Genomic DNA, 18,824 nt, shown 5'->3' with positions numbered 1-18,824 from the left:
GGTCGCCCGGACTCGGGGCATGGCGTCGGCGGAGGACGAGCGAGGGTGTCAGGCGCGGCCGAGATGCTGGCGCGCGTGGCCGCGAGCGCGTCGGCGATCCGATCACGAACACCGCCGGGGCCGGCGAGGCGAAAGGGTCGCCGTTGCCGGGCTTTCGCGGCGCGTCATACCGAAACGGTATTGGACCGCCGCGGGCGGTCCGGCGCAGGCTCGCGGGCATGTCGGTGACGATTTACGGGCCGCGGGAGATCGCGGCGATCGAGCGCGCGGGGGCGGCGGCGGCAGGTACGCTGGCGTACGTGGCGGAGCGGCTGCGCGCGGGGGTGACGACGGGGCAGATCGACGGGTGGGTGCGCGAGGACACCGCGCGGCGGGGCGGGCGGCCGAGTCAGCTGGGCTACCGCGGGGCGGGGCCGGGGCCGTTTCCGGCGAGCGTGTGCACGAGCCGCAACGAGGTGGTGTGTCACGGGGTGCCGCGGGCCGACGTGGTGCTGCAGGACGGCGACATCGTCAACGTCGACGTGACGACCGAGCTCGACGGGTTCCACGGCGACACCTCGGCGACGTTCTGCATCGGCGCGGTCTCGGCGGAGGCGGAGCGGCTGGTCACGACCACGCGAGCGGCCCGCGACGCCGGGATCGCGGCGGTGCGGCCAGGGGCGCGGCTCGGCGACATCGGCGCGGCGATCGTCGAGGTCGCGCGGCGCGGCGGCTACGGGGTGGTCAGCGACTTCGGCGGCCACGGGATCGGCCGCCACATGCACGAGGCGCCGCACATCGCCCACGTCGGCCGCGCCGGCACGGGACTGCGCCTGCGCGAGGGGATGGTGTTCACGATCGAGCCGATGCTGACCGTCGGGACCCCGGAGGTCGAGGTGCTGAAGGACGGCTGGACGGTGGTCACCGCCGACCGCAAGTGGAGCGCCCAGTTCGAGCACACCCTCTGCGTGACGGCCGACGGGTCGCGGGTGCTGACGTGAACGAAGGGGCATGTCCGTGAGGACATGCCCGATGGCGCAGGTCCTCGGGGACATGCCCCGCAGGACAGCCTCAACCGCGGGCGAGCAGGGCGGTGAGGTCCTTCGTCAGGTTCTTCTGGTGGGCCTCGATGGTGCCGCCGCCGATCTCGAGCAGCTTGGCGTCGCGCCACAGGCGCTCGACGGGGAACTCCTTGCAGTAGCCGGCGCCGCCCATGACCTGCATGGCGAAGTCGGCGACCTGCTTGCCGACGGGGGCGGCGAACAGCTTGGCGGCGTCGGAGCCGACGCGGTTGCGCACGTCGGGGCCGATGTCGCGGGCGACGTTGTAGACCAGGCACTTGGCGGCCTCGGTCATCGCGTAGCCGTCAGCCAGGTAGCGCTGGATCTGCCCGAAGCGGTTCAGGCTCTGGCGGAATGCGTGGCGCTCCTCGGCGTAGCGGACCATGATGTCGACGCAGCGGTCGGCGATGCCGACGCTCATGGCGGCCAGCGTGGTGCGCTCGATCTCGAGGTTGCGCATCATGTGCGTGAGGCCGCTGCCGACCTCGCCGAGGACGTTGGCGCCGGGCACCTTGCAGTCCTCGAAGATCAGCTCCGACATGGTCGACGCGCGCATGCCGAGCTTGTCGATGTGATTGCTGCTGCGGAAGCCGGGGCAGTCGCGGTCGACCACGAAGGCGGTGATCCGGCCCTCGACCTTGGCGTAGACGAGGAAGCAGTGGCCCTCGCAGCCGTTGGTGATGTACGTCTTGGTGCCGTTCAGGACCCAGCCGTCGCCGTCGCGCACGGCGGTGGTGGTCATGCCGAGCACGTCGGTGCCGGCGCCCGGCTCGGTCATGCCCATGCCGGCGACCCACTCGCCCGACAGCACGCGCGGCAGGTAGCGCGCGCGCTGCTCGGCGTTCGAGCAGTGGTAGAAGTTGTTGACGAACAACATCGAGTGGGCCAGGTACGCCAGCGTGAAGCCGGGGTCGTGCTTGGCGAGCTCGTGGTGGACGATGACGGCCGCGACCGCGTCCATGCCGGCGCCGCCGTCGGCCTCGGGGATGGTGATGCCGAGCAGGCCGAGGTCGCCGAGGCGGCGGAACAGCGGGACGTTGAGTTCGCCCTTGTGATCGTGCGCGGCGGCCTGCGGCTCGACTTCGCGCGCGGCGAAGTCGGCGACCATCTGCCGCAGCATGCGGTGCTCTTCCGTGGGGTTGAACAGCAGGTCCGAGGCGAGTCGCTCCATGTCGGAGCAAAGGGTGGCATCGCTCGGCGCCGGCGCAGAAGCCCGCCGGGCGTGCGATGGCTCATCGCTGCGGCGGCTCACCAGGCTCGCGAGTCGCGCCCACGGGCGCCTGGCGCGGCGCATCGACGAGTTTGGGCCTGTGCGTGGACCTGTCGGCCTTGCAGGGCGGTCGCTCGAGGTCGGGGAGATCCACGGCGACGACGGCGTCGCGGGTCCACGCGAGGCCGACGCCGTGGCATTGCCACGGCGGAGCCCGGCGATCGGGTGCCCCGCGGACTCGCGGTTCGCGGGGCGCGTCGGGCCCGGGGCGCGGCGGTCGCTTCGCCCTCACGGGCTCACGACGCGGAGTCCCGGTCGGTGCTCTCGAAGATCTTGTCGGCCGAGCCCTCGATGAAGCCGCGGAACTGGCGGCCGTCGGGGCCGGGCCAGCGGCGCGCGAACTCGTAGTAGCAGGCGGGCACGGCGAAGGTGCCGTCGCTGAATTCGACTTCGACGACGTCGGCCAGGGTCGACGACTGCTCGAGGCCCTGCGCCGGCGAGCCCTTGATCTCGCCGCCTGCCGTGTTGAGGCGCAGGCCGTGGGCGACGAGGAAGGCGTCGAGAGCGGGCAATTCGGACAGGTTTGCGAGCTCGTGGACGGCGACGGTGAAGTGGTTGGCCCGCCAGCCGAACGCGGCCAGCCAGGCGGCGTACTCGCTCTCGCGCCGCAGGGCCTCGACCTCGGCGTGGGCGACCCTCCACGGGCGGCCGCGCGCGCACAGGTCTGGCGCCTGGAACATGTCCTCGGGGACCTGTTCGAGGAGACATCTCACCCTGTCCTGAAGGTCAGGCGAGAACTCGGCGAGGATCAGCTCGCTGATGAAGACGAGCGGGAGCGCGGGGTCGTCGTGGGCGAAGTGGCGGGCGACCAGGCGCTTCTCGGCGAAGCGGTAGGCCCCGGCGGCGCGGTAGCCGGCGCGCACGAACGGGCGCGCCAGCGCTTCGATGTCGCAGCGCGGGTCGCCCCAGGTGCGCAGGGCGATGTGGTCGTGGACGACGCGCTCGCCGGCCCCGGCAAGGAGGGCGCCGACCCGCTCGACCTGCGGGTTCAAGGCGGCGTAGTCGCGCCACAGGCGAGCGAGGAGGTCGTGGAGCTCCATGGCCGCGAGGATAACGCTTGCGACGACGGGGTGGACCGGCCAAAGTTCGCGCGCGTGGACCTCCGTTCGTTCAAGCTCCATCGACCCGACCATCACGTGCGCGCGGTCGTCGTCGGCGCCCGCGGCGAGCAGGGCCGCGACCTCGAGGGCGAGGCCTACGCGCGGGTCGACGCGGTCGCGGAGCCGCTGTGGGCGGCGCTCGAGCGGCAGGCGGGGGCGCCGGTGCGCGCGCTGGCGGTCGATGCGTTCGCCCGCCAGGCGACGCTGTCACGGGCCGACGCGGCGAACCCGGGGCTGCGGCTGACGTCGGCGGAGTTCGAGGCGCTGGTCGACCTGGTCGCGCCGGTGGCCCGGGCGATCCGCGGCGAGCTGCTGGTGCGCGCGCCCGATGTCGCTGGCGCCGGGCCGGGCGAGGCCAGGTTCTGGGACCCGCTGTTCGTGGCGAACGCCGGCGGCTGGGAGCTCGGGCGGGCCGCGCCGCCGCTTGTGACATGGTTCTCGGGACATGTCCCCGAGGGCATGCGAGCATTGGTGCCCGGGTGCGGCCGCGGGCACGAGGCGCGGCTGTTGGCGCGGCTCGGGGCGACGGTGACGGCGATCGATCTGGCGCCGACGGCGATCGCACAGGCGCAGGCGATGACGCCGCCGGAGCTGACGATCGCGTTCGCGGTGGCGGACCTGTTCGCGCGCATGGGCTCGCCCCCGGCGTTCGACCTGGTGGTCGAGCACACCTGCTTCTGCGCGATCGATCCGGCCCGCCGCGACGACTACGTGACGGCGGTGGCGGATTCGCTGCAGCCCGGCGGTTTGCTGGTGGGGCTGTTCTACGCCCACGGCCGCCCGGGCGGGCCGCCGTTCACGACCGACCGCGCCGAGGTCGAGCGCCGGTTCGCGCCGCGCTTCACGATCGAGCAGCTGGCGGTGGCGCAGGGGTCGACGCTGATCCGCCACGGCCAGGAGCTGTTCGCGGTGATGCGCCGGAGATAGGGCGCGCCGCGCTCGCGGTTTCGCGCCGGGGGCCTCGCGGGCCCGCTTGCCAAGCGCGCGGGAGATTGGCGATGGTGCGCCATGCCCAGCCGCCTGTCTGCTCTTCTGGTCCTCCTCTTCGTGTCCGCGTGCGGGGAGAGCGGGGGCACGACGACCGCGGCCGCGACCGGAACCGAGACGGCGGGCACCTCGACCGGCGCGCCGACGACGGGTCCCGGCGAGGCGCCGACGACGGGCGGGAGCACGACCGGGAGCACGACCGGCAGCACGACCGGCAGCGAGTCGAGCAGCAGCAGCACGACCGATGACGCGTCGAGCAGCACCACGGCGAGCGGCGAGGACCTCGACATGCAGGCCGAGGACTTCGTGTGCTTGCTCGAATGGGAGAAGGTCCGCAAGTTCCGCCTGACGAACATGCTCGGCCATTTGGACGAGGCCCTCGAGGTCGCCAACGACCCGAGCGGCGGGGTCTATCCGGTCGGTACCGTGATTCAGCTGATCCCCGGCGAGGCGATGGTCAAGCGGGCGACGGGCTGGGCCCCGGACAATTCGGACTGGGAGTTCTTCGCGCTCGAGGTGTCGGCGCAGGGCACGACGATCATGGCGCGCGGCACCCAGGACGTCGTCAACGGCTTCGGCGGCAATTGCTTCGGCTGCCACGCCAAGGCGGCGCCGCAGTGGGACCGGATCTGCGAGTCCGGCCACGGCTGCGACCCGCTGCCGTTCACGCCCGAGCAGATCGAGATGGTCCAGATGGCCGACCCGCGCTGCCCGTGAAGGCGGCGGATCAGCGGCCGGCGGCCATGTCGCCGCGCAGGATCATGCAGGTGCTGGCGAGGCGGGCGACGAGGCTCTGCTTGTCGTCGACGACGTCGCATTCGACGTAGCAGATCGTGCGGGTGCGCTTGACGATCCGCGCGTTGGCGGTGAGCCGCTGGTTCCACACCGGCTTGAAATAGTTGGCCTTGAGCTCGAGGGTGGTGAACGATTCGCCGCGCTCGAGGATCGAGCCGACGGCGGTGCCCATGGCGAGGTCGGCGAGGTCGCAGAGGACGCCGCCGTGGAGGGTGCCCATGGGGTTGGCGTGGCGCTCGGGGTCGGCCTGCAATTCGGCGGCGGCGACCCCGTCCTCGGCGCGCAGCATGCGAATGCCGAGGAGGCGGGCGATGGGCGGATGCGGGAGCTCCCCGGCCATCACCCGCGCGAACCAGTCGCGCGGGTGAATGACCGGGGTCTCGCTCTTCGGGGGTGGATCGCTGGCAGACATGACGTGGAGCTCCTCGGGGTTCAGACGCGCTCGACGATGACGGCGATGCCCTGGCCGCCGCCGATGCACATGGTCACGAGGCCGGTGACGAGGTCGCGGCGCTCGAGCTCGTCGACGACGGTGCCGAGCAGCATGGCCCCGGTGGCCCCGAGCGGGTGGCCGAGGGCGATCGCGCCGCCGTTGACGTTGATGCGCTCGGGGTCGACGCCGAGGCTGCGGGTGGTCTCGAGCACCACCGCGGCGAAGGCCTCGTTGATCTCCCACAGGTCGATGTCGCCGACCTGCATGCCGGCCTGCTGCAGGGCCTTGCGCGACACCGGGGCCGGCGCGGTGAGCATGAGCACCGGATCGCTGCCGATCGTGGCGATGCTCTTGATGACGGCCCGCGGCCGGAGGCCGTGAGCCCGCGCGTACTCCTCCGAGCCGATCAGCACGGCGGCGGCGCCGTCGGTCAGCGGGCTCGAGTTGCCGGCAGTGTGCAAATGATCGATGCGCGGGGTGTCGGTGAATTGGGCCAGGGCGATCTGGTCGAGGGTGCGGCCGTCGGGGGTGACGGGCATGTTGCCCAACTCGACGAACGACGGGGCGAGCCTGGCCAGGCCGGTCAGGCTGGTGTCGGGGCGGACCAATTCGTCGCGGGCGAGCGCGACCTGGCCGGTGGCCGGATCGACGACCGGGACGAGGGCGCGGGTGAAGTGGCCGTGCTCGACCGCGATCGTGGCCTTGCGGTGCGAATCGGCGGCGAAGGCGTCGAGCTGCTGGCGCGTGAAGCCCTCGCGGGTGGCGATGAGGTCAGCGCTGATGCCCTGGGGGATCTGGAACACGCGCTCGCGCAGGCGGGCGTTGTGGCCGTCCTGGCCGCCGCCGTCCGAGCCCATCGGCACGCGCGACATGCTCTCCACGCCGCCGGCGACGATCAGGTGCTGGAAGCCCGAGGCGGCGCCGTAGGCCGCCATGGCGATCGCCTGCAGGCCCGAGCCGCAGAAGCGATTGAGGGACACGCCGCTGACCTCTTGCGGCCAGCCGGCGGCCAGCACGGCGTTGCGGGCGATGTTGGCGCCTTGCTCGCCGACCTGCGACACGCTGCCGACGACCAGGTCGTCGACCTCGGCGGCGGCGATGCCGGTGCGCGCGACCAGGCCGTTCAAGGTCTGTGCGAGGAGCTCTTGCGGGTGAATGGCGCTGAGGCTGCCCTTGCCGGCCTTACCGCGACCGCGGGGGGTGCGAACAGCGTCGAGGATGAGTGCCTTGCCCATGATACATGTCCTCCGGGACTATTCGTTGGTGAACGCCTGTCGCGCGAAATCGCGGCAGGACTTGAGGATCTCGTCGGAGACGGGGGTGCCCTTGAGGGCGCGCGCGAGGCTGAGGCCGCCGTACATGAGGGACAACAGGGCGAGCGCGCGCTGACGACTGGCGGCGGTGTCGTCGGTGATGCAAGCGGCGAGCGCGTCGGCGTAATCGCCGAGCTCGTGGGCCAGGCCCTCGCGCACGGCCTCGCCGGCCTGCGCCACGTCGGCGACCACGGCCGGCAGCGGGCAGCCCTCGCCGGGGTTGTCCCGGTGGGCGCGCGAGAGGTAGCGGCGGACCACGTAGGAGACCGCCTCGACGCCGCGCAGCTTGCCGGCGCCGGCGACCAGGCCGCTCCACAGCTCGTGCAGCGATTGCCGCAACGAGGCGGAGACCAGCGCCTCCTTGGATTCGAAGTGAGCGTAGAAGCCGCCGACGGTGAGGCCGGCGCCCTTCATCACCTCGGCCACGCTGGCGCCGGCGATGCCGCGCTCGCGCAGCAGGCGAGTCGCCGAGGCGAGGATGTCTTGCCGGGTGCGCTCTTTCTGTTCGGTTCGGACGGTCACGACAGCCTCCACGCGGGCGGGTTGGGATGACGCCCGTAATATGATGGCCGTCATCCGAGTTGTCAAGCGGGGGGAGCGCCAGGACGGTTTCGCGCGGCTCGGTAGGAGAGAGCGGGTGTTCCGAGGGCGGGCTCGCGGACGAGCCCCGAGTCCTTCGAGCACCGGAGCCGACGCGGCGAGCGTGAGCGCCTTGCGTGCGGCGGCTCGGCCGGGCGAGTCGACCATGACACCACTGTATGTGGTGATGGATCGCGGCCATGGGAGTGCCCCGTCGGCGTGACCGATCTGTCGGCGCTCGCGCTCGATCGTGGCGATGAACAGCAGCGGCGGGAAGGCCCCGATCCGCGCACGCTCGCGCGACCGGGCGCGCGGATCGTCAGCGAAAAGTCGGCTCGGGCGCACCCGGGCCGAGCGCGTCGTGTATGAGCCCAAGCCAGCCGGGACATGGACCTCGCGGGTACGGTGTCTCGCTGGCCGCCGCGGGCGAGCGGTCGAACATGGGGGAATATTAATGTGAAGAGCCGGGGGGGCTCCCGCTCCTCGGAGCTCGCAGCGAGGTGGATGTCAAATAGACACTCGATCGGCGCGCGGCGCGTGCATGTCTTTTGGGACATGTCGCTTGCCCAGGCCGGGGTTCATTCGCCCGTCGCCGGAGCGGCCTCGTCCCGTGAGGATTGCGACGTCATGTCGACGGCGAACTTGGCCGGGCAGGTGTAAGGGCGTCGAACGGAGATGTCCCGAAGGACAGGTTCTTCCGGTAAACGGGCATGGTGCCGGCTTTTGCCGGCATCACCGGCGCGGGGTCGGTCACATCCGCGTGACATTGTTGCGAGGACATCCTTTCATCGCGGCGCGGGCGAGGGCGCCGATGTACGCGGCGGTGCGGCCAGCGGCGTACGTCGGGCGGCGGATCGCGGGGGCGATGCATCGTTATGTCACGAGCGAGCGCGAGGCCGGGGCCGTTGCACCGTGCGTCTCATGGCATAGAACTCCCGCGCCTCTCAGCGGGGTCATTCATCGCCATGCACAATTCATCGTCTGTCTTGTTGGCCTTTGCCTCTGTTTTGTCGCTCTCTTCCGCGTGCGGTAGCCCCGCCGCGACGAAGGCTCCTGACGAGGACCACGATGGGAGTGGGCCCGCCGCGGCCGAGCAGGAGACGTTCTACGTGGTGACGCGCCGCGATGTCCGCAAGTGCGCGGCGCCGGCCTGCGGCGGGTTCTTCGTCCAGCGCGTCAATCAGGACGAGACGACCTGCGCCGACGGCAAGGTCGCCAAGGAGTGCTACGTCGGCACCGTCGACCTGGCGGCGCTGAAGCTCGACGCGGACAACCAGAACACGTTCCTCGGGGCGTTCGCCGACAAGCACGCGCTGGTCCGCGGGACGATCGGGCGCGAGGCCGATCCGAACTTCGCCGACGTCGGGGTGCTGCAGGTCAGCGAAGGCTGGGTCGGGCGCGTGGGCTCGGAGCCGACGGGGCTGTTTTATCGGCTGCGCGGGATCCATGCCAAGTGCTCGGCGATGCCGTGCCCGATGGCGCACGCGTTCCGCCTCAACACCGGCTGGGACTCGCTGGTCTCGGGCGTCGATTTTGCGGCCAGCGGGGCGTCGCAGGCGATTCAGGACGCCGTCCGCCAGGTGATGTACGAGACGGTCGAGGGGATCCTCGTCGCGGCCTCGCCGTCGGAGGTGACGGGCCCGAACGGGACCAAGCCGGCGCTGGTGACCAGCGAGATCTACACGCGCGCGGGCGCGGCGGCGCCGGCGGCGGATAACCCGGAGTGCGGGGGGAGCCGCGGGCTCTCGTGCGGCGAGGGCCAGTTCTGCGACCCGAGCCAGTGCGGCGGCGCGGACATCGGCGGGACCTGCCGGGCCAAGCCCGAGGCGTGCACGTTCGATTACACCCCGGTGTGCGGCTGCGACGGCAAGACCTACGGCAACGATTGCGCCCGCCTGAGCGCGGGGGTCGGGCTCGCCGCCCCGGGCGAGTGCGAGAAGAAGTGAGCTGTCCGTAGGGACATGTCAGTGGTGATTCACGGACATGTCCGCGGGGACATGTCCGTGTGCGCCGGTGACGGCGCCTCGAGGGGTTCACCGATCGGCGCGTCATCGTCGGGTGTCGACGGTTCGCCAGCGCGGTGCCGAATCCGGCGATTCGGGAATGTCCTTTGTAAAAAATGTCCTCGGGGACAGCGATGATTCATGCGCCGGCGCGGAGCACGGCGCCGAAGCGCTCGCGGCCGAGCTCGGGCGCGAGCGCGCCGTCCTGCCAGGCCGTGCGGCCGGCGACGAGGACGCGGCGCACGGCGGCGTCGTTGCGGCGGACCAGGCGCCGCAGCTCGCTGAACGGGCCGCCGGCGGCGGGCGGGGCGACGGGCTGCTCGTGGAGGGCGTCGAGGCGGTCGTCCAGGGCCTCGGGGTCGACGACGACGAGGTCGGCGCGGGCGCCCGGGGCGAGCCGGCCGGCGTCGACGCCGAACCATGCCGCGAGCTCGCCGGTGACGCGGTGCACGGCCCGCTCGACGCTCATGATCGGGCGCCCGCGCGCGGCGGCGGCACGGACCATTCGCAGCAGGCGCAGCGGGAAGTTGTAATAGGCCATGTTGCGCAGGTGCGCGCCGGCGTCGGAGAAGCCGATCTGGGCGAACGGGTGGCGGACGATCCACTCGAGCCGGTCGGGGCGGTCGTTGGCGACGCTCGTCTGCCAGCGCAGGGCAGTGCCGTGCTCGGCGACCAGGTCGAGGAGGGTGTCGATCGGGTCGCGGCCGCGCGATTCGGCGACCTCGGCGAACGACTTGCCGACCAGCTGGTCTTCGGGACAGGCGAGGATCCGGGTGCGGCCGAGGTCGCGGTGGTAGGCGCGGCCGCGCAGGCGATCGCGCCATTGCCGGCGGAACCGCCGGCGGTAGGCGGGATCGCGCAGGAGCGCGGCGCGATCGCCCGGGTGCTCGAGGTGGAGCGCCTCGGTGCCGGCGGCGAACTCCTCGAACACCGGGACCTCGATGCCGTCGACCCACATGTCGAAAGGATTGGGCAGGGCCTGAAACCGCAGGTCGCCGCCGCAGAGGTGATTGACGAGTCGCGTCAATACGCCGGCGACGCGGTGGACGCCGCGGGCCGGCGGGGCGTCCATCATGGCGATCAGGGTGGTCTTGAGCGCGGCGCGGCCGAGGCCGGTGCTGAGAGCGGCGAACAGCAGGACGTTGAACTTGGTCGAGACGTCGGGCACGCCCTGGAGCACGCGGCCGCGGGCGCGCAGGACCCCGGCGAGGGCGCGATACTCCGACCACGAGGCGAACACCGAAGGGGTCGGGCGACTGCGGAATTGCTGGCCGTCCATCTTGTCCCACGGCAGGGTGTTGATCGACAGGCCGAGGAAGCCGGCGTCGAGGGCCTCGTGCAGCAGCGCCTTCATGCGCGCGAGCTCGTCGGGGCGGGCGGCGGCGCGCGCGTCGAGGCTGCGGCCGAGGCCCATGGCGGCGGCGCGGATCGCCGAATGCCCCAGCAATGCCGCCACGTGCGGACCGAGCGGGAGCCGCTCCAGGTGCTGTAAATAGTTGGCCGGCCCGTCCCAGTCCTTGACGCGGGCCAGCATCGGCGCGACGCAGGCGCGCGGGATGCCCTCGACCCGGCAGAACATGTCGGCCAATTCATCCGGCTCGCCGACCGCCAGGCTCAATCCGCAGCTGCCGAGGAACACGGTGGTGACGCCGTGACGCACGGATTCGCCGAGCGCTGGCCATAGCTCGAGCTCGGCGTCGTAATGGGTGTGGATGTCGATGAAGCCAGGCGTGACCCAGCAGCCGTGCGCGTCGACTCGCTCCACGTCGTCCCCCACGGCCGTGCCCGGTGGCAGAAGGGCTGAGATCGCGCCGTCGTCGACCAATACGTCGAGCGCGCGGGCCGGGCCGCCGAGGCCATCGAACACGGTACCGCCGCGGAGGACCTGGGGGCGCAGGCGCATGTCTCAGCGTAACAGGCGGCGCGAGGGCCGGACAGCGCGCAGGGGCCGCGACTGCGGAGATGACCCGAGAGACAGGTGAGAGGCAGGTGCTGGGAATCTACCGAGGGCGAATCACGCGAGGCACGAGGGCCGCGCCTGGGTGCGGGGAGCGACGCTCAGGCCAGCGGCGCGGCGGCCTCGGCGGCGGCGCTGGCAGCGGCGACGGTGAAGACCTGATAGACGGTGTCGGGGCCCTCGCCCTCGCGGCGGATGGCGCCGGTCTTGACCAGGCGATTGAGCACGGCCCGCAGGTCGTCAGGCTGCAATCCGACGCGCGGCCGCAGGTCCTTGGCCCGGATCGGCTCGACCGTGGTGCGCAGGGCGTTCATGACCAGGGTGTCGGGATCGAAGCGATTGTGCTGGGCGAGCGTGCGAGACATGGCGCTGCGCACGACGTCGACATTGCTGCGATCGGCGATCGGCGCGATCTCGAGCTGGGCGGGCTCCGGACGCGGACGTCGCGGCGCTGCCGAGGCCTCGACGCGCACGGCCCTGGGCGCCTGATTGGAGGCGGGAGCCTCGGGGCGGGCGCCCAGCTCGGCCTCGATGGCCCGGGCGGCGTCGGCGGCGGCGGCCTCGGCGTCAGCGAGGACGCGAGCCGACACCGGCGATTGCGGAGCCGACACCGGCCGCAATCGCGGGCGGGGTGCCGCCGATGAATCGACGGACTTGTCGACGACACGCGCGGCGGGCCGCCGCGGAACCTTCGACACCGACGGCGGAGCGACCTCCTGGGCCGTGGGGTTGCTGAGCAGAGATGTCACCGGCAGGGCGCCGACGCTGCGCGCGGCGGGGCTGGTGAGGATCTCGCCGAGCTCGCGCAGGGTGAGCGTCGGTAGTTCGTCCTGAATGAGCTGCAGGAACACCCGACGCTCGTGATCCATCAGGGAGTCCCAGAGCTGGCGTTGAATCTGCTCGAACGTGGTCACACTCCGAGGTTACACGATCCATGTAGAAACATCCATCGCAATCGCACGAGACAGTGATGCCGATGCCGGCACGCGGACAGTTGCTGCGTGCATGTGTCCGCTGGCGCCCGATCGGCCCGGCGAGGCCGTCCGCACGCTGCAGCGAATCGCCCGGAGGCCCCAGGTCCACGCATGACTCGATTGTGGTCAGCGAGCCATTCGTCCATTGCCGCGCCGCATTGCCGGCGCGGTTCCGCCCGGGGCGAGGTATGACGATTGCCGACCTGCGATCAGAAGGCGGTCCGCTCGAGCTCGAAGTCGGCGGACGCCCACGCGTCGTGGTAGTCGCGCTCGGCCCGCCTGGCGGCGGCCCTCTTCTTTTGCGCCGCCAGCGACTTCCACAGGCCGAAGTAGGCCCACCCGTTGTTGGGGTGGCGCGCCAGGTCGGCCCGATAGACGGCCTCGGCTTCGCGCGCGCGCCCGGCGTCGAGGAGGGCGGCGCCGAGGTAGTGACGCAACGGATAGAACCAATCGGGGGGCTCGTTGTAGGCGAGGGTGTCGGCCAGCGCGACGGCCCGCTCCCACCGGGCGATCGCCTCGGGCGAACGCTCGGCCTCGGCGGCGCGCGCCTCGACCACGTCGGCCGCGAGCTGCAGCACCCGCCTGCCCTGATTGAGGCCGGCGAGCTGATCGTCGGGCAGCTCGCGCAAGATGTCGCGGATCTGCATGGCCTCGGCGTAGGCGCCCTCGATCTCGTCGTTCGCCGCCAGCGCCATGCCCCGCGCGTGGTGCCACAGGGCGACCAGGGTGCGGTGCTTCGGGTCGGGCTTGGAGGCCCCGAAGACCTCGTCCCAGCGGCCGAAGCGGACCATCACGAAGAACGGCTCGGCCAGGAAGAAGTCCATGCCAGGCATGCCGCACACGATGTCGCGCGGCATGTGCTCGGCCGACTTGCGCGCGGCCTCGAGCGATTCGGCGCTGCGCCCCAGCATGGCGGCGGCGTAGGCGAGGAAGCCGTAATTGTGGGCCAGGTAGAACGTGTAATAGCCGATCGGCTCGACGCGGGCGAGGTAGCGCTGATCGACCTGGACCGCGCGCCGGTTGGCCTCGGCGGCGTCGCCGTAGCGGCCGACCCGTTGATAGATGTGGGCCGGCATGTGAACCATGTGTCCGGCCCCGGGCATCAAGGCGGGCAAGCGGTCGGCGGCGCCGATCGCCCGCTCGGGCCGGGCCGAGGCCTCGAGGGCGTGGATGTAGAAATGATTGGCGCCAGGGTGCGATTCGTCGCGCGCGAGCACCGATTCGAGGGTCTCGACGATCTCCGGCGTGCCCGGCGCCGCGACGCCCTCGTTGCTCCAAAGCCGCCACGGTTCGACGTTCATCAACGCTTCCGCGAACAGCACCTGGACGTCGAGGTCGTCGGGGAATCGCCTGGCGACGTCGCGCATCTCGTCGGCGTAGATCCGGTTGTAGACCTGCATCTCGGCCGGCGGGGCGTAGTCGGAGCCCTTGAACCGGCGCGCCAGCGCGGCCACCAGCGCGAGCTCCACCGGCCGCCCGTATTGCGCGTGCTGCTGCGCCCGCGTGACGGCGTCCCAGGCGGCGTGGGCGCGGTCGGGCAGCATCGGGATGTTGTAATTGGGGCCGAGCGCGTAGGCGACTCCCCACAGACACATGGCGCAGCCCGGGTCGAGCTCGACGGCGCGGGCGAACGAGCGCGCGGCCTCGTCGTGGTTGAATCCATAGAGGAGGTTGAGGCCCTGATCGAAGAAGGCCTGCGCCTGGGGTGATTGGGTGGTGACGGGCCGGCGGTGGTCGCCGAGGTCGTCGAACAACACGGCCCCGCGCGCCAGCGACTTCAAGCTCCACGATTCGCCGCTGCCCGGGTCGCCGATGGCGGCGAGATGGCTGCTCGTCGCGCCGGCCTCCGGATCGGTGACGCCGTCGCCGCCGCGCCGACCGCAGGCGCAGAGGGCCATGACGGCGATCGTTGTCGCTCGAGACATGACAATCAGGCTCCATCGCTGAAGGTACGCCGAGTCGCAGGCGGCGCCCGAGAGGTGACGAGGTCGGCGGCGAGCGCTCGCCGCCACGAGGCACCGGCGACCGATTCGTCCAAATCCTCGCGGCCGCGAGCGCGCGCCTGCGGGGGGCGCGCGGGTGGCGTCGGCGGCAGATCGGCGCTCTCGCCATCCGGGTGATGCGGATCGCACGGGCGAGGCGACGCACGAATCGCGGGTCCTGGGCGGCACTTCACGGCGGCCGCGACTTCTCGGGTTCGAGCCGCTCGAGTAAGGTCGCGAGATGCACGAGGCACTGATGATCGCGCTGGCGGGTGCGCCCCTCGACCGGCGGGTGCGAGCAGCCTGCTCGGTCGCGCTGATCGATCACGGAGATCCTCGCGGGAAATTCCTGGCCCTCGACGCGGCGCTGGCCGAGACCCGGATTCGCGCGCCGCGCTCGCGCCTCGGCCACCCGGTCGTCCCGGGCCGCGAAGCGGAGTTCCGCGACCGGCAGGCGGCGCTGGACGAGCTCGCGCGAGGCCTCGATCCGGCCTGGGTGGCCCGCGTGGGGGCCCTCAGCCACCGGCGATTGTACCCGTGGCGGCCGGCGAGGCGCCCGGGTGAGCCGCCCACGCTGCTCGCAGGCGGGCTCCGGGAGGCCGACCTGCAGCCGCTGCCCGCGGGCCTGGAGCTCGACAACGTCGCGGCGACGCTGCTGCAGTCGCTGCGCTGGGCGCTGCCCGGGCCGGTGCTGGAGATCGCGGTGCACGACGGCGACGACGAACTCAACGCGTGGGTGTCGCCCTTCTACTGGTGTACGAATCATCAGCGCAATCCGGAGTGCCGCGAACGCGTCGTCGAATTGCGCGTACCTCCGCCCGGCCGACCGGCCGCGATCCGCCTGATCCGCGATATCGTCGGATGCAACCTGCGGAGCGCGAGGGACATGCTGGAAGCGTTGCCGTGTGTGCTGCTCGAGACGCTCGACGGCGACGAGGCGCGCGTGGTGATCGAACGCGTCGCTGCTGCGGGCGGCCAGGCGGCGGTACGGGGCGAGGACAAACCTTGCGAACCGGCGATGCTGGCCGAGGGCGCTTCGTTGCTCGAGGCCGGTGCGCCGGTCGAGGTGGTGGTGCGGGCCGACGCGGAGGCCCTGGAAGTGCGGGACTTCGCGATTCGCTGGCCCGGGCCTCACACGCCCGAGCGGGCCCACGGGTTGCGCGCGCGCTGGCGCTGGCACGAGCTGCCCGCCGATCCGGTCGCGCGGCTGGAAGCCGTGCGCCCCGCCATCGAAGCGGCGGCAGCGGCGCGGCGGGCGAAGTTCACCGTGTGCTCCTACTGCCGCGAGACCACGTCGCCGGAGTGGCGATTCAAGCCCGACGTGTGCTCGGGGTGCGCCGAGAAGCACCTCGGGGTGACGTACTGATTACGTCCTGCGCGCGTCGTGCCATGGACACTGCGGGCAGGTCGCCTGCCACCGTCATTGTCGGCTGTCGGCGATCGCGTCGAGGGCGAGCTCAGAGACGGGCCGCGAGTCGCCGAATTGCGGCGGGGCGAGGGCGCCGGAGACCAGCGCGGGGAGCAGGTGCTCGCGCAATTCGACGAGCGCGCGCGACTCCTGCTTGGCGTGGTCGATGCGCGCGAGCAACGGCCGCGTGACGTCGCTGAAGGCCTGGCGCAGCCGCTCGGGCGGCAGGGCGATGGTGTGATCGAGGACGGCGTCGCGCGGCAACGCGAGCACGGTGGTGCCCGAGGCGAAACCGGCCGCGCGGGCGCGGAACTCGGGCTGCTGGAGGGCGAAGTAGACGAACTCGCGCCAGCCCTCGCGGCCAGGCAAAAACCGCACGGCGAAGGCGTGGTGCGAGAAAAGCACCGGACTCTCGCCGAGGTGAGGGACCCGCAGCGGGGCGCCGAGCAGCTCGCGGCGCTGGGTGAGGTCGGTGTTGGCGATCAGGATGTCGCCGGGGACGACCATGTGCCGTGATTGATGCCGGCCGCCGTAGCGCCGCGGGACGTCCTCGGCGTCGAGCTCGGGGCGGGCGCCGAAGTCCCCGAGGCCGAGCAAGCGCATGCCGGTGTCGCCGAGCAGTTCGCCGCGGTACGACAGGCCCTTGTCGAGGTCGAACAGCTCGCCGAGGCGGACGTGCTTCCAGTCGGGCGGGGCTTCGAGGTCGACGAACTGGGCCCGGAAGCGGGCGCCCGCGATCTCGGCCAGAGTGACGCACAGGCGGTGGTTGAGCTCGACCTTGTCGTCGAGGGCCCCGAGCGCCTCGACGATCGCCTGCTGACGGCGCGGCGGCGGCAAGACGATGGGGATCCGCACGAGCCCCGATTTGGTGAGGATCGGCTGGGCCGAGCCGCCGGCGGCGGCCCGCAGCTCGCGCTGGCGAGCGCGCAGGTCGTAATAGACGTAGCGCGGGCAATTGGGCGGATCGACGACGAGGGCGGCCAATTGCTGATTGATGGCAGCGTCGACGCCGGTGCAGGCGGTCTTGCCGAGGTCGGCGCCGATGCAGGTCAAGAGGACGCTGCCCTTGGGCACCCGCGAGGCGCCGATCATGCGCGCGCCGAGCTCGGTGAGCGTGCGCGTGGCCCCGTCGATGTTGCGCCGGCCGTCGAGGTCGGTCGGGGTGATGAAGGGGATCGGGCCGCCGAAATGCGCCGGGTCGTCGGCCGGCGGGGTGCCGCCGATGACGATGCGCCCGAGCGCGCCGAGGGTGCTCAGGCGCCGCTCACTCATGGTCGAGCTCCCGCACGAGGTCGCGGAGCTTGCGATCGAGCTCGGCGGCGGTGACGAGCTGGGCGTCGAGCGTCCCGGCGAGCCGTCGCATGCGCTCGGCGTAGGGCTCGGAGGGCGCCGGTTCGGCGGCAGCGCCGACGTAACGCCCGGGCGTGAGCACGAACTCCTGACGCGCGATCTCGGCGAGGTCGACGGCGCGCGAGAAGCCGGCGACCTCGACCGGTCGCGGCGGCTCGCCTTCGGTCGCGGCGACCTCGGAGTCGCCGCGCCAGGCGCGATAGGTGCCGGCGATCGCTTCGATGTCGGCGCGCGACAGCTCGCGCATGGTGCGAGTGACCATGGTGCCGAGGTGGCGCGCGTCGACGAAGAGGACCTCGCCCTGGCGCGAGCGGCCGTCGCCGCCGCGCCTGTCGTCGGCGAAGATCCACAGGCAGGCGGGGATCGAGGTGGCGTAGAACAGCTGCGACGGCAGGGCGACCACGCAGTCGAGCTTGTCGGCCTCGACGATGGCGCGGCGAATGTCGCCCTCGCCCGAGCGGCGCGAGCTCAGGCTGCCGCACGCGAGCACGACCCCGGCGACGCCGCGCGGGGCGAGGTGATGCAGGACGTGCTGGACCCACGCGAAGTTGGCGCAGCGCGACGGCGGCTGGCCGTAGCGCCAGCGGGTATCGCCAGAGTCCGGCTCGCCCCACGCGCTGGCGTTGAACGGCGGGTTGGCGAGGATGTACTCGGCCCGCAAGTCGGGGTGGAGGTCGCGGCGCAAGGTGTCGCCGGGCCCGGGGCCGAGGTCGCCCTGCAAGCCGCGCAGCGCGAGGTTCATCTTCGCCAGCCGCCAGGTGGTCGGATTCGACTCCTGTCCGAACAGATTGATGCCGGCGTGAGCGCTGTGCACGAACATGCCGCCGCTGCCGCAGCAGGGGTCGTAGACGCGCCCGGACCGCGGGGCGAGCATGGCGACGAGCAGCTGGACGACGCCGCGCGGGGTGTAAAACTGCCCGCCCTTGCGGCCCTCGGCGCTGGCGAACTCGGCGAGGAAATATTCGTAGATCCGCCCGAGCAGGTCGCGGTCGCCGGCGATGTCGACGCTGCCGACCAGACCGACCAGCTCCTTGAGACAGGCGGGGTCGAGGCCCGAGCGCTCGTAGCGAGGGGTGAGCACGCCGTGCAGCGCGACGTCGCTGCGCTCGAGGGCCAGCAGCGCGTCGTCGAGGCGCTTGCCCAGGTCGGGGCTGCTGCTCGCGGCGGTGATCGCCGGCCAGCTGCTCGAGGCCCAGCGCAAAAATACGAGCCCGAGCACGATGTGCTTGTAAGCCGCCGCATCGAGGTGATGCCGGAGCTTGTTGGCCGCGAGCCACAGCTGGCGCTCGAGAGTGGTGTCGTCGCGGCGCACACGGGGAAGCATCCGGACGCGAGGATACGCCGGCAAAACCGCGTGGGGCGCGCAATCGCGCATGAGGCAGAACACGCCGCAAGAGCCCCAGATGGGGCCTGCCGCTGGGGTGAACTTGCCGATGCAACGACCAGGAGCGAATGTTCAGTCCGCAGCCGCATCACGGGCCCTGGGCCCACCGCTGCGCGTTTTCGCGGGGCCGCGTCGGCGATCGCGTCGGCGAGCAAATCTTGTGAACGAGCATACATGCGCGGCAATCACCGGGGCGAACGCAGGCCCTGCGGGCGCCAGACATTGGTCATTCCGCACACGCGATCGCGA

Annotated in this window: 15 protein-coding genes; 5 read left to right on the top strand and 10 right to left on the bottom strand. The window is 71.8% G+C overall.

The features are described 5' to 3' along the window. Positions 1 to 218 precede the first annotated feature (218 nt). Positions 219 to 980 (top strand): type I methionyl aminopeptidase, encoded by a 762-nt coding sequence (map, locus tag POL25_RS31430; protein ID WP_272089962.1) that lies wholly within the window; start codon positions 219 to 221, stop codon positions 978 to 980. A gap of 70 nt (positions 981 to 1,050) precedes the next feature. Here map and POL25_RS31425 read toward each other — a convergent pair whose 3' ends face one another. Continuing rightward, a complete protein-coding gene (locus tag POL25_RS31425; protein WP_272089961.1) occupies positions 1,051 to 2,211 on the bottom strand; it encodes an acyl-CoA dehydrogenase family protein in 1,161 nt (386 codons plus the stop codon). A 335-nt stretch (positions 2,212 to 2,546) separates the two neighbouring features. Beyond that, a complete protein-coding gene (locus POL25_RS31420) occupies positions 2,547 to 3,350 on the bottom strand; it encodes a DUF1338 domain-containing protein (RefSeq protein ID WP_272089960.1) in 804 nt (267 codons plus the stop codon). A 54-nt stretch (positions 3,351 to 3,404) separates the two neighbouring features. Here POL25_RS31420 and POL25_RS31415 point away from each other — a divergent pair, with 54 nt between their 5' ends. Together POL25_RS31415 and POL25_RS31410 are read left to right on the top strand one after the other, a co-directional pair. Further along, positions 3,405 to 4,337, top strand: a complete 933-nt coding sequence (locus POL25_RS31415) for a methyltransferase domain-containing protein (RefSeq protein WP_272089959.1) — start codon at positions 3,405 to 3,407, stop codon at positions 4,335 to 4,337. A 120-nt stretch (positions 4,338 to 4,457) separates the two neighbouring features. Beyond that, positions 4,458 to 5,114: a hypothetical protein gene (locus POL25_RS31410; RefSeq protein WP_272089958.1), complete on the top strand. Its 657-nt coding sequence runs from the start codon at positions 4,458 to 4,460 to the stop codon at positions 5,112 to 5,114. A gap of 10 nt (positions 5,115 to 5,124) precedes the next feature. Here POL25_RS31410 and POL25_RS31405 read toward each other — a convergent pair whose 3' ends face one another. Genes POL25_RS31405 through POL25_RS31395 form a run of 3 tightly spaced genes read right to left on the bottom strand, consistent with a single transcriptional unit; the run spans position 5,125 to position 7,460 of the window. Next, the gene (locus POL25_RS31405; protein WP_272089957.1) at positions 5,125 to 5,604 is read right to left on the bottom strand and encodes a PaaI family thioesterase; all 480 of its coding nucleotides are present in this window, start codon (positions 5,602 to 5,604) and stop codon (positions 5,125 to 5,127) included. A 20-nt stretch (positions 5,605 to 5,624) separates the two neighbouring features. Further along, on the bottom strand, positions 5,625 to 6,860 hold the full coding sequence (locus POL25_RS31400) for an acetyl-CoA C-acetyltransferase (protein ID WP_272089956.1): 1,236 nt from the start codon (positions 6,858 to 6,860) through the stop codon (positions 5,625 to 5,627). Positions 6,861 to 6,878: 18 nt separating this feature from the next. Then, entirely contained in the window at positions 6,879 to 7,460 is a 582-nt protein-coding gene (locus POL25_RS31395) for a TetR/AcrR family transcriptional regulator (RefSeq protein ID WP_272089955.1), read from the bottom strand. A gap of 1,064 nt (positions 7,461 to 8,524) precedes the next feature. Between POL25_RS31395 and POL25_RS31390 the strand changes: the two genes are divergently transcribed. Further along, the gene (locus tag POL25_RS31390) at positions 8,525 to 9,463 is read left to right on the top strand and encodes a Kazal-type serine protease inhibitor family protein (RefSeq protein WP_272089954.1); all 939 of its coding nucleotides are present in this window, start codon (positions 8,525 to 8,527) and stop codon (positions 9,461 to 9,463) included. 196 nt (positions 9,464 to 9,659) lie between these two features. Here POL25_RS31390 and POL25_RS31385 read toward each other — a convergent pair whose 3' ends face one another. The 3 genes from POL25_RS31385 to POL25_RS31375 all read right to left on the bottom strand — a co-directional run bounded on the left by POL25_RS31385 (position 9,660) and on the right by POL25_RS31375 (position 14,376). Next, a complete protein-coding gene (locus POL25_RS31385; RefSeq protein WP_272089953.1) occupies positions 9,660 to 11,423 on the bottom strand; it encodes an N-acyl-D-amino-acid deacylase family protein in 1,764 nt (587 codons plus the stop codon). Positions 11,424 to 11,578: 155 nt separating this feature from the next. Continuing rightward, positions 11,579 to 12,391: a flagellar biosynthesis protein FlhF gene (locus POL25_RS31380; RefSeq protein ID WP_272089952.1), complete on the bottom strand. Its 813-nt coding sequence runs from the start codon at positions 12,389 to 12,391 to the stop codon at positions 11,579 to 11,581. Between the two features lie 269 nt (positions 12,392 to 12,660). Further along, the gene (locus POL25_RS31375; RefSeq protein ID WP_272089951.1) at positions 12,661 to 14,376 is read right to left on the bottom strand and encodes a tetratricopeptide repeat protein; all 1,716 of its coding nucleotides are present in this window, start codon (positions 14,374 to 14,376) and stop codon (positions 12,661 to 12,663) included. A gap of 298 nt (positions 14,377 to 14,674) precedes the next feature. On the opposite strand from POL25_RS31375, the gene POL25_RS31370 reads away from it, so the two are divergent. Continuing rightward, positions 14,675 to 15,799 carry a ribosomal protein L7/L12 gene (locus tag POL25_RS31370; protein ID WP_272089950.1) on the top strand — a complete coding sequence of 375 codons (1,125 nt, stop codon included), beginning with the start codon at positions 14,675 to 14,677 and terminating at the stop codon, positions 15,797 to 15,799. Between the two features lie 54 nt (positions 15,800 to 15,853). Here POL25_RS31370 and POL25_RS31365 read toward each other — a convergent pair whose 3' ends face one another. Both POL25_RS31365 and POL25_RS31360 read right to left on the bottom strand, forming a co-directional pair. Next, entirely contained in the window at positions 15,854 to 17,113 is a 1,260-nt protein-coding gene (locus tag POL25_RS31365; RefSeq protein WP_272089949.1) for a restriction endonuclease subunit S, read from the bottom strand. Further along, complete coding sequence (locus POL25_RS31360) at positions 17,106 to 18,515, bottom strand: N-6 DNA methylase (RefSeq protein WP_272089948.1); 1,410 nt, start codon at positions 18,513 to 18,515, stop codon at positions 17,106 to 17,108. Before POL25_RS31360 ends, POL25_RS31365 begins: the two co-directional genes overlap by 8 nt. Positions 18,516 to 18,824 lie beyond the last annotated feature (309 nt).

Origin of the sequence: Nannocystis bainbridge, from assembly GCF_028368995.1 — a bacterium.
GTDB lineage: Bacteria > Myxococcota_A > Polyangia > Nannocystales > Nannocystaceae > Nannocystis > Nannocystis bainbridge.
The sequence above is the reverse complement of the archived record's forward strand: the minus strand, read 5'-3'. Positions and strand labels throughout refer to the sequence as shown.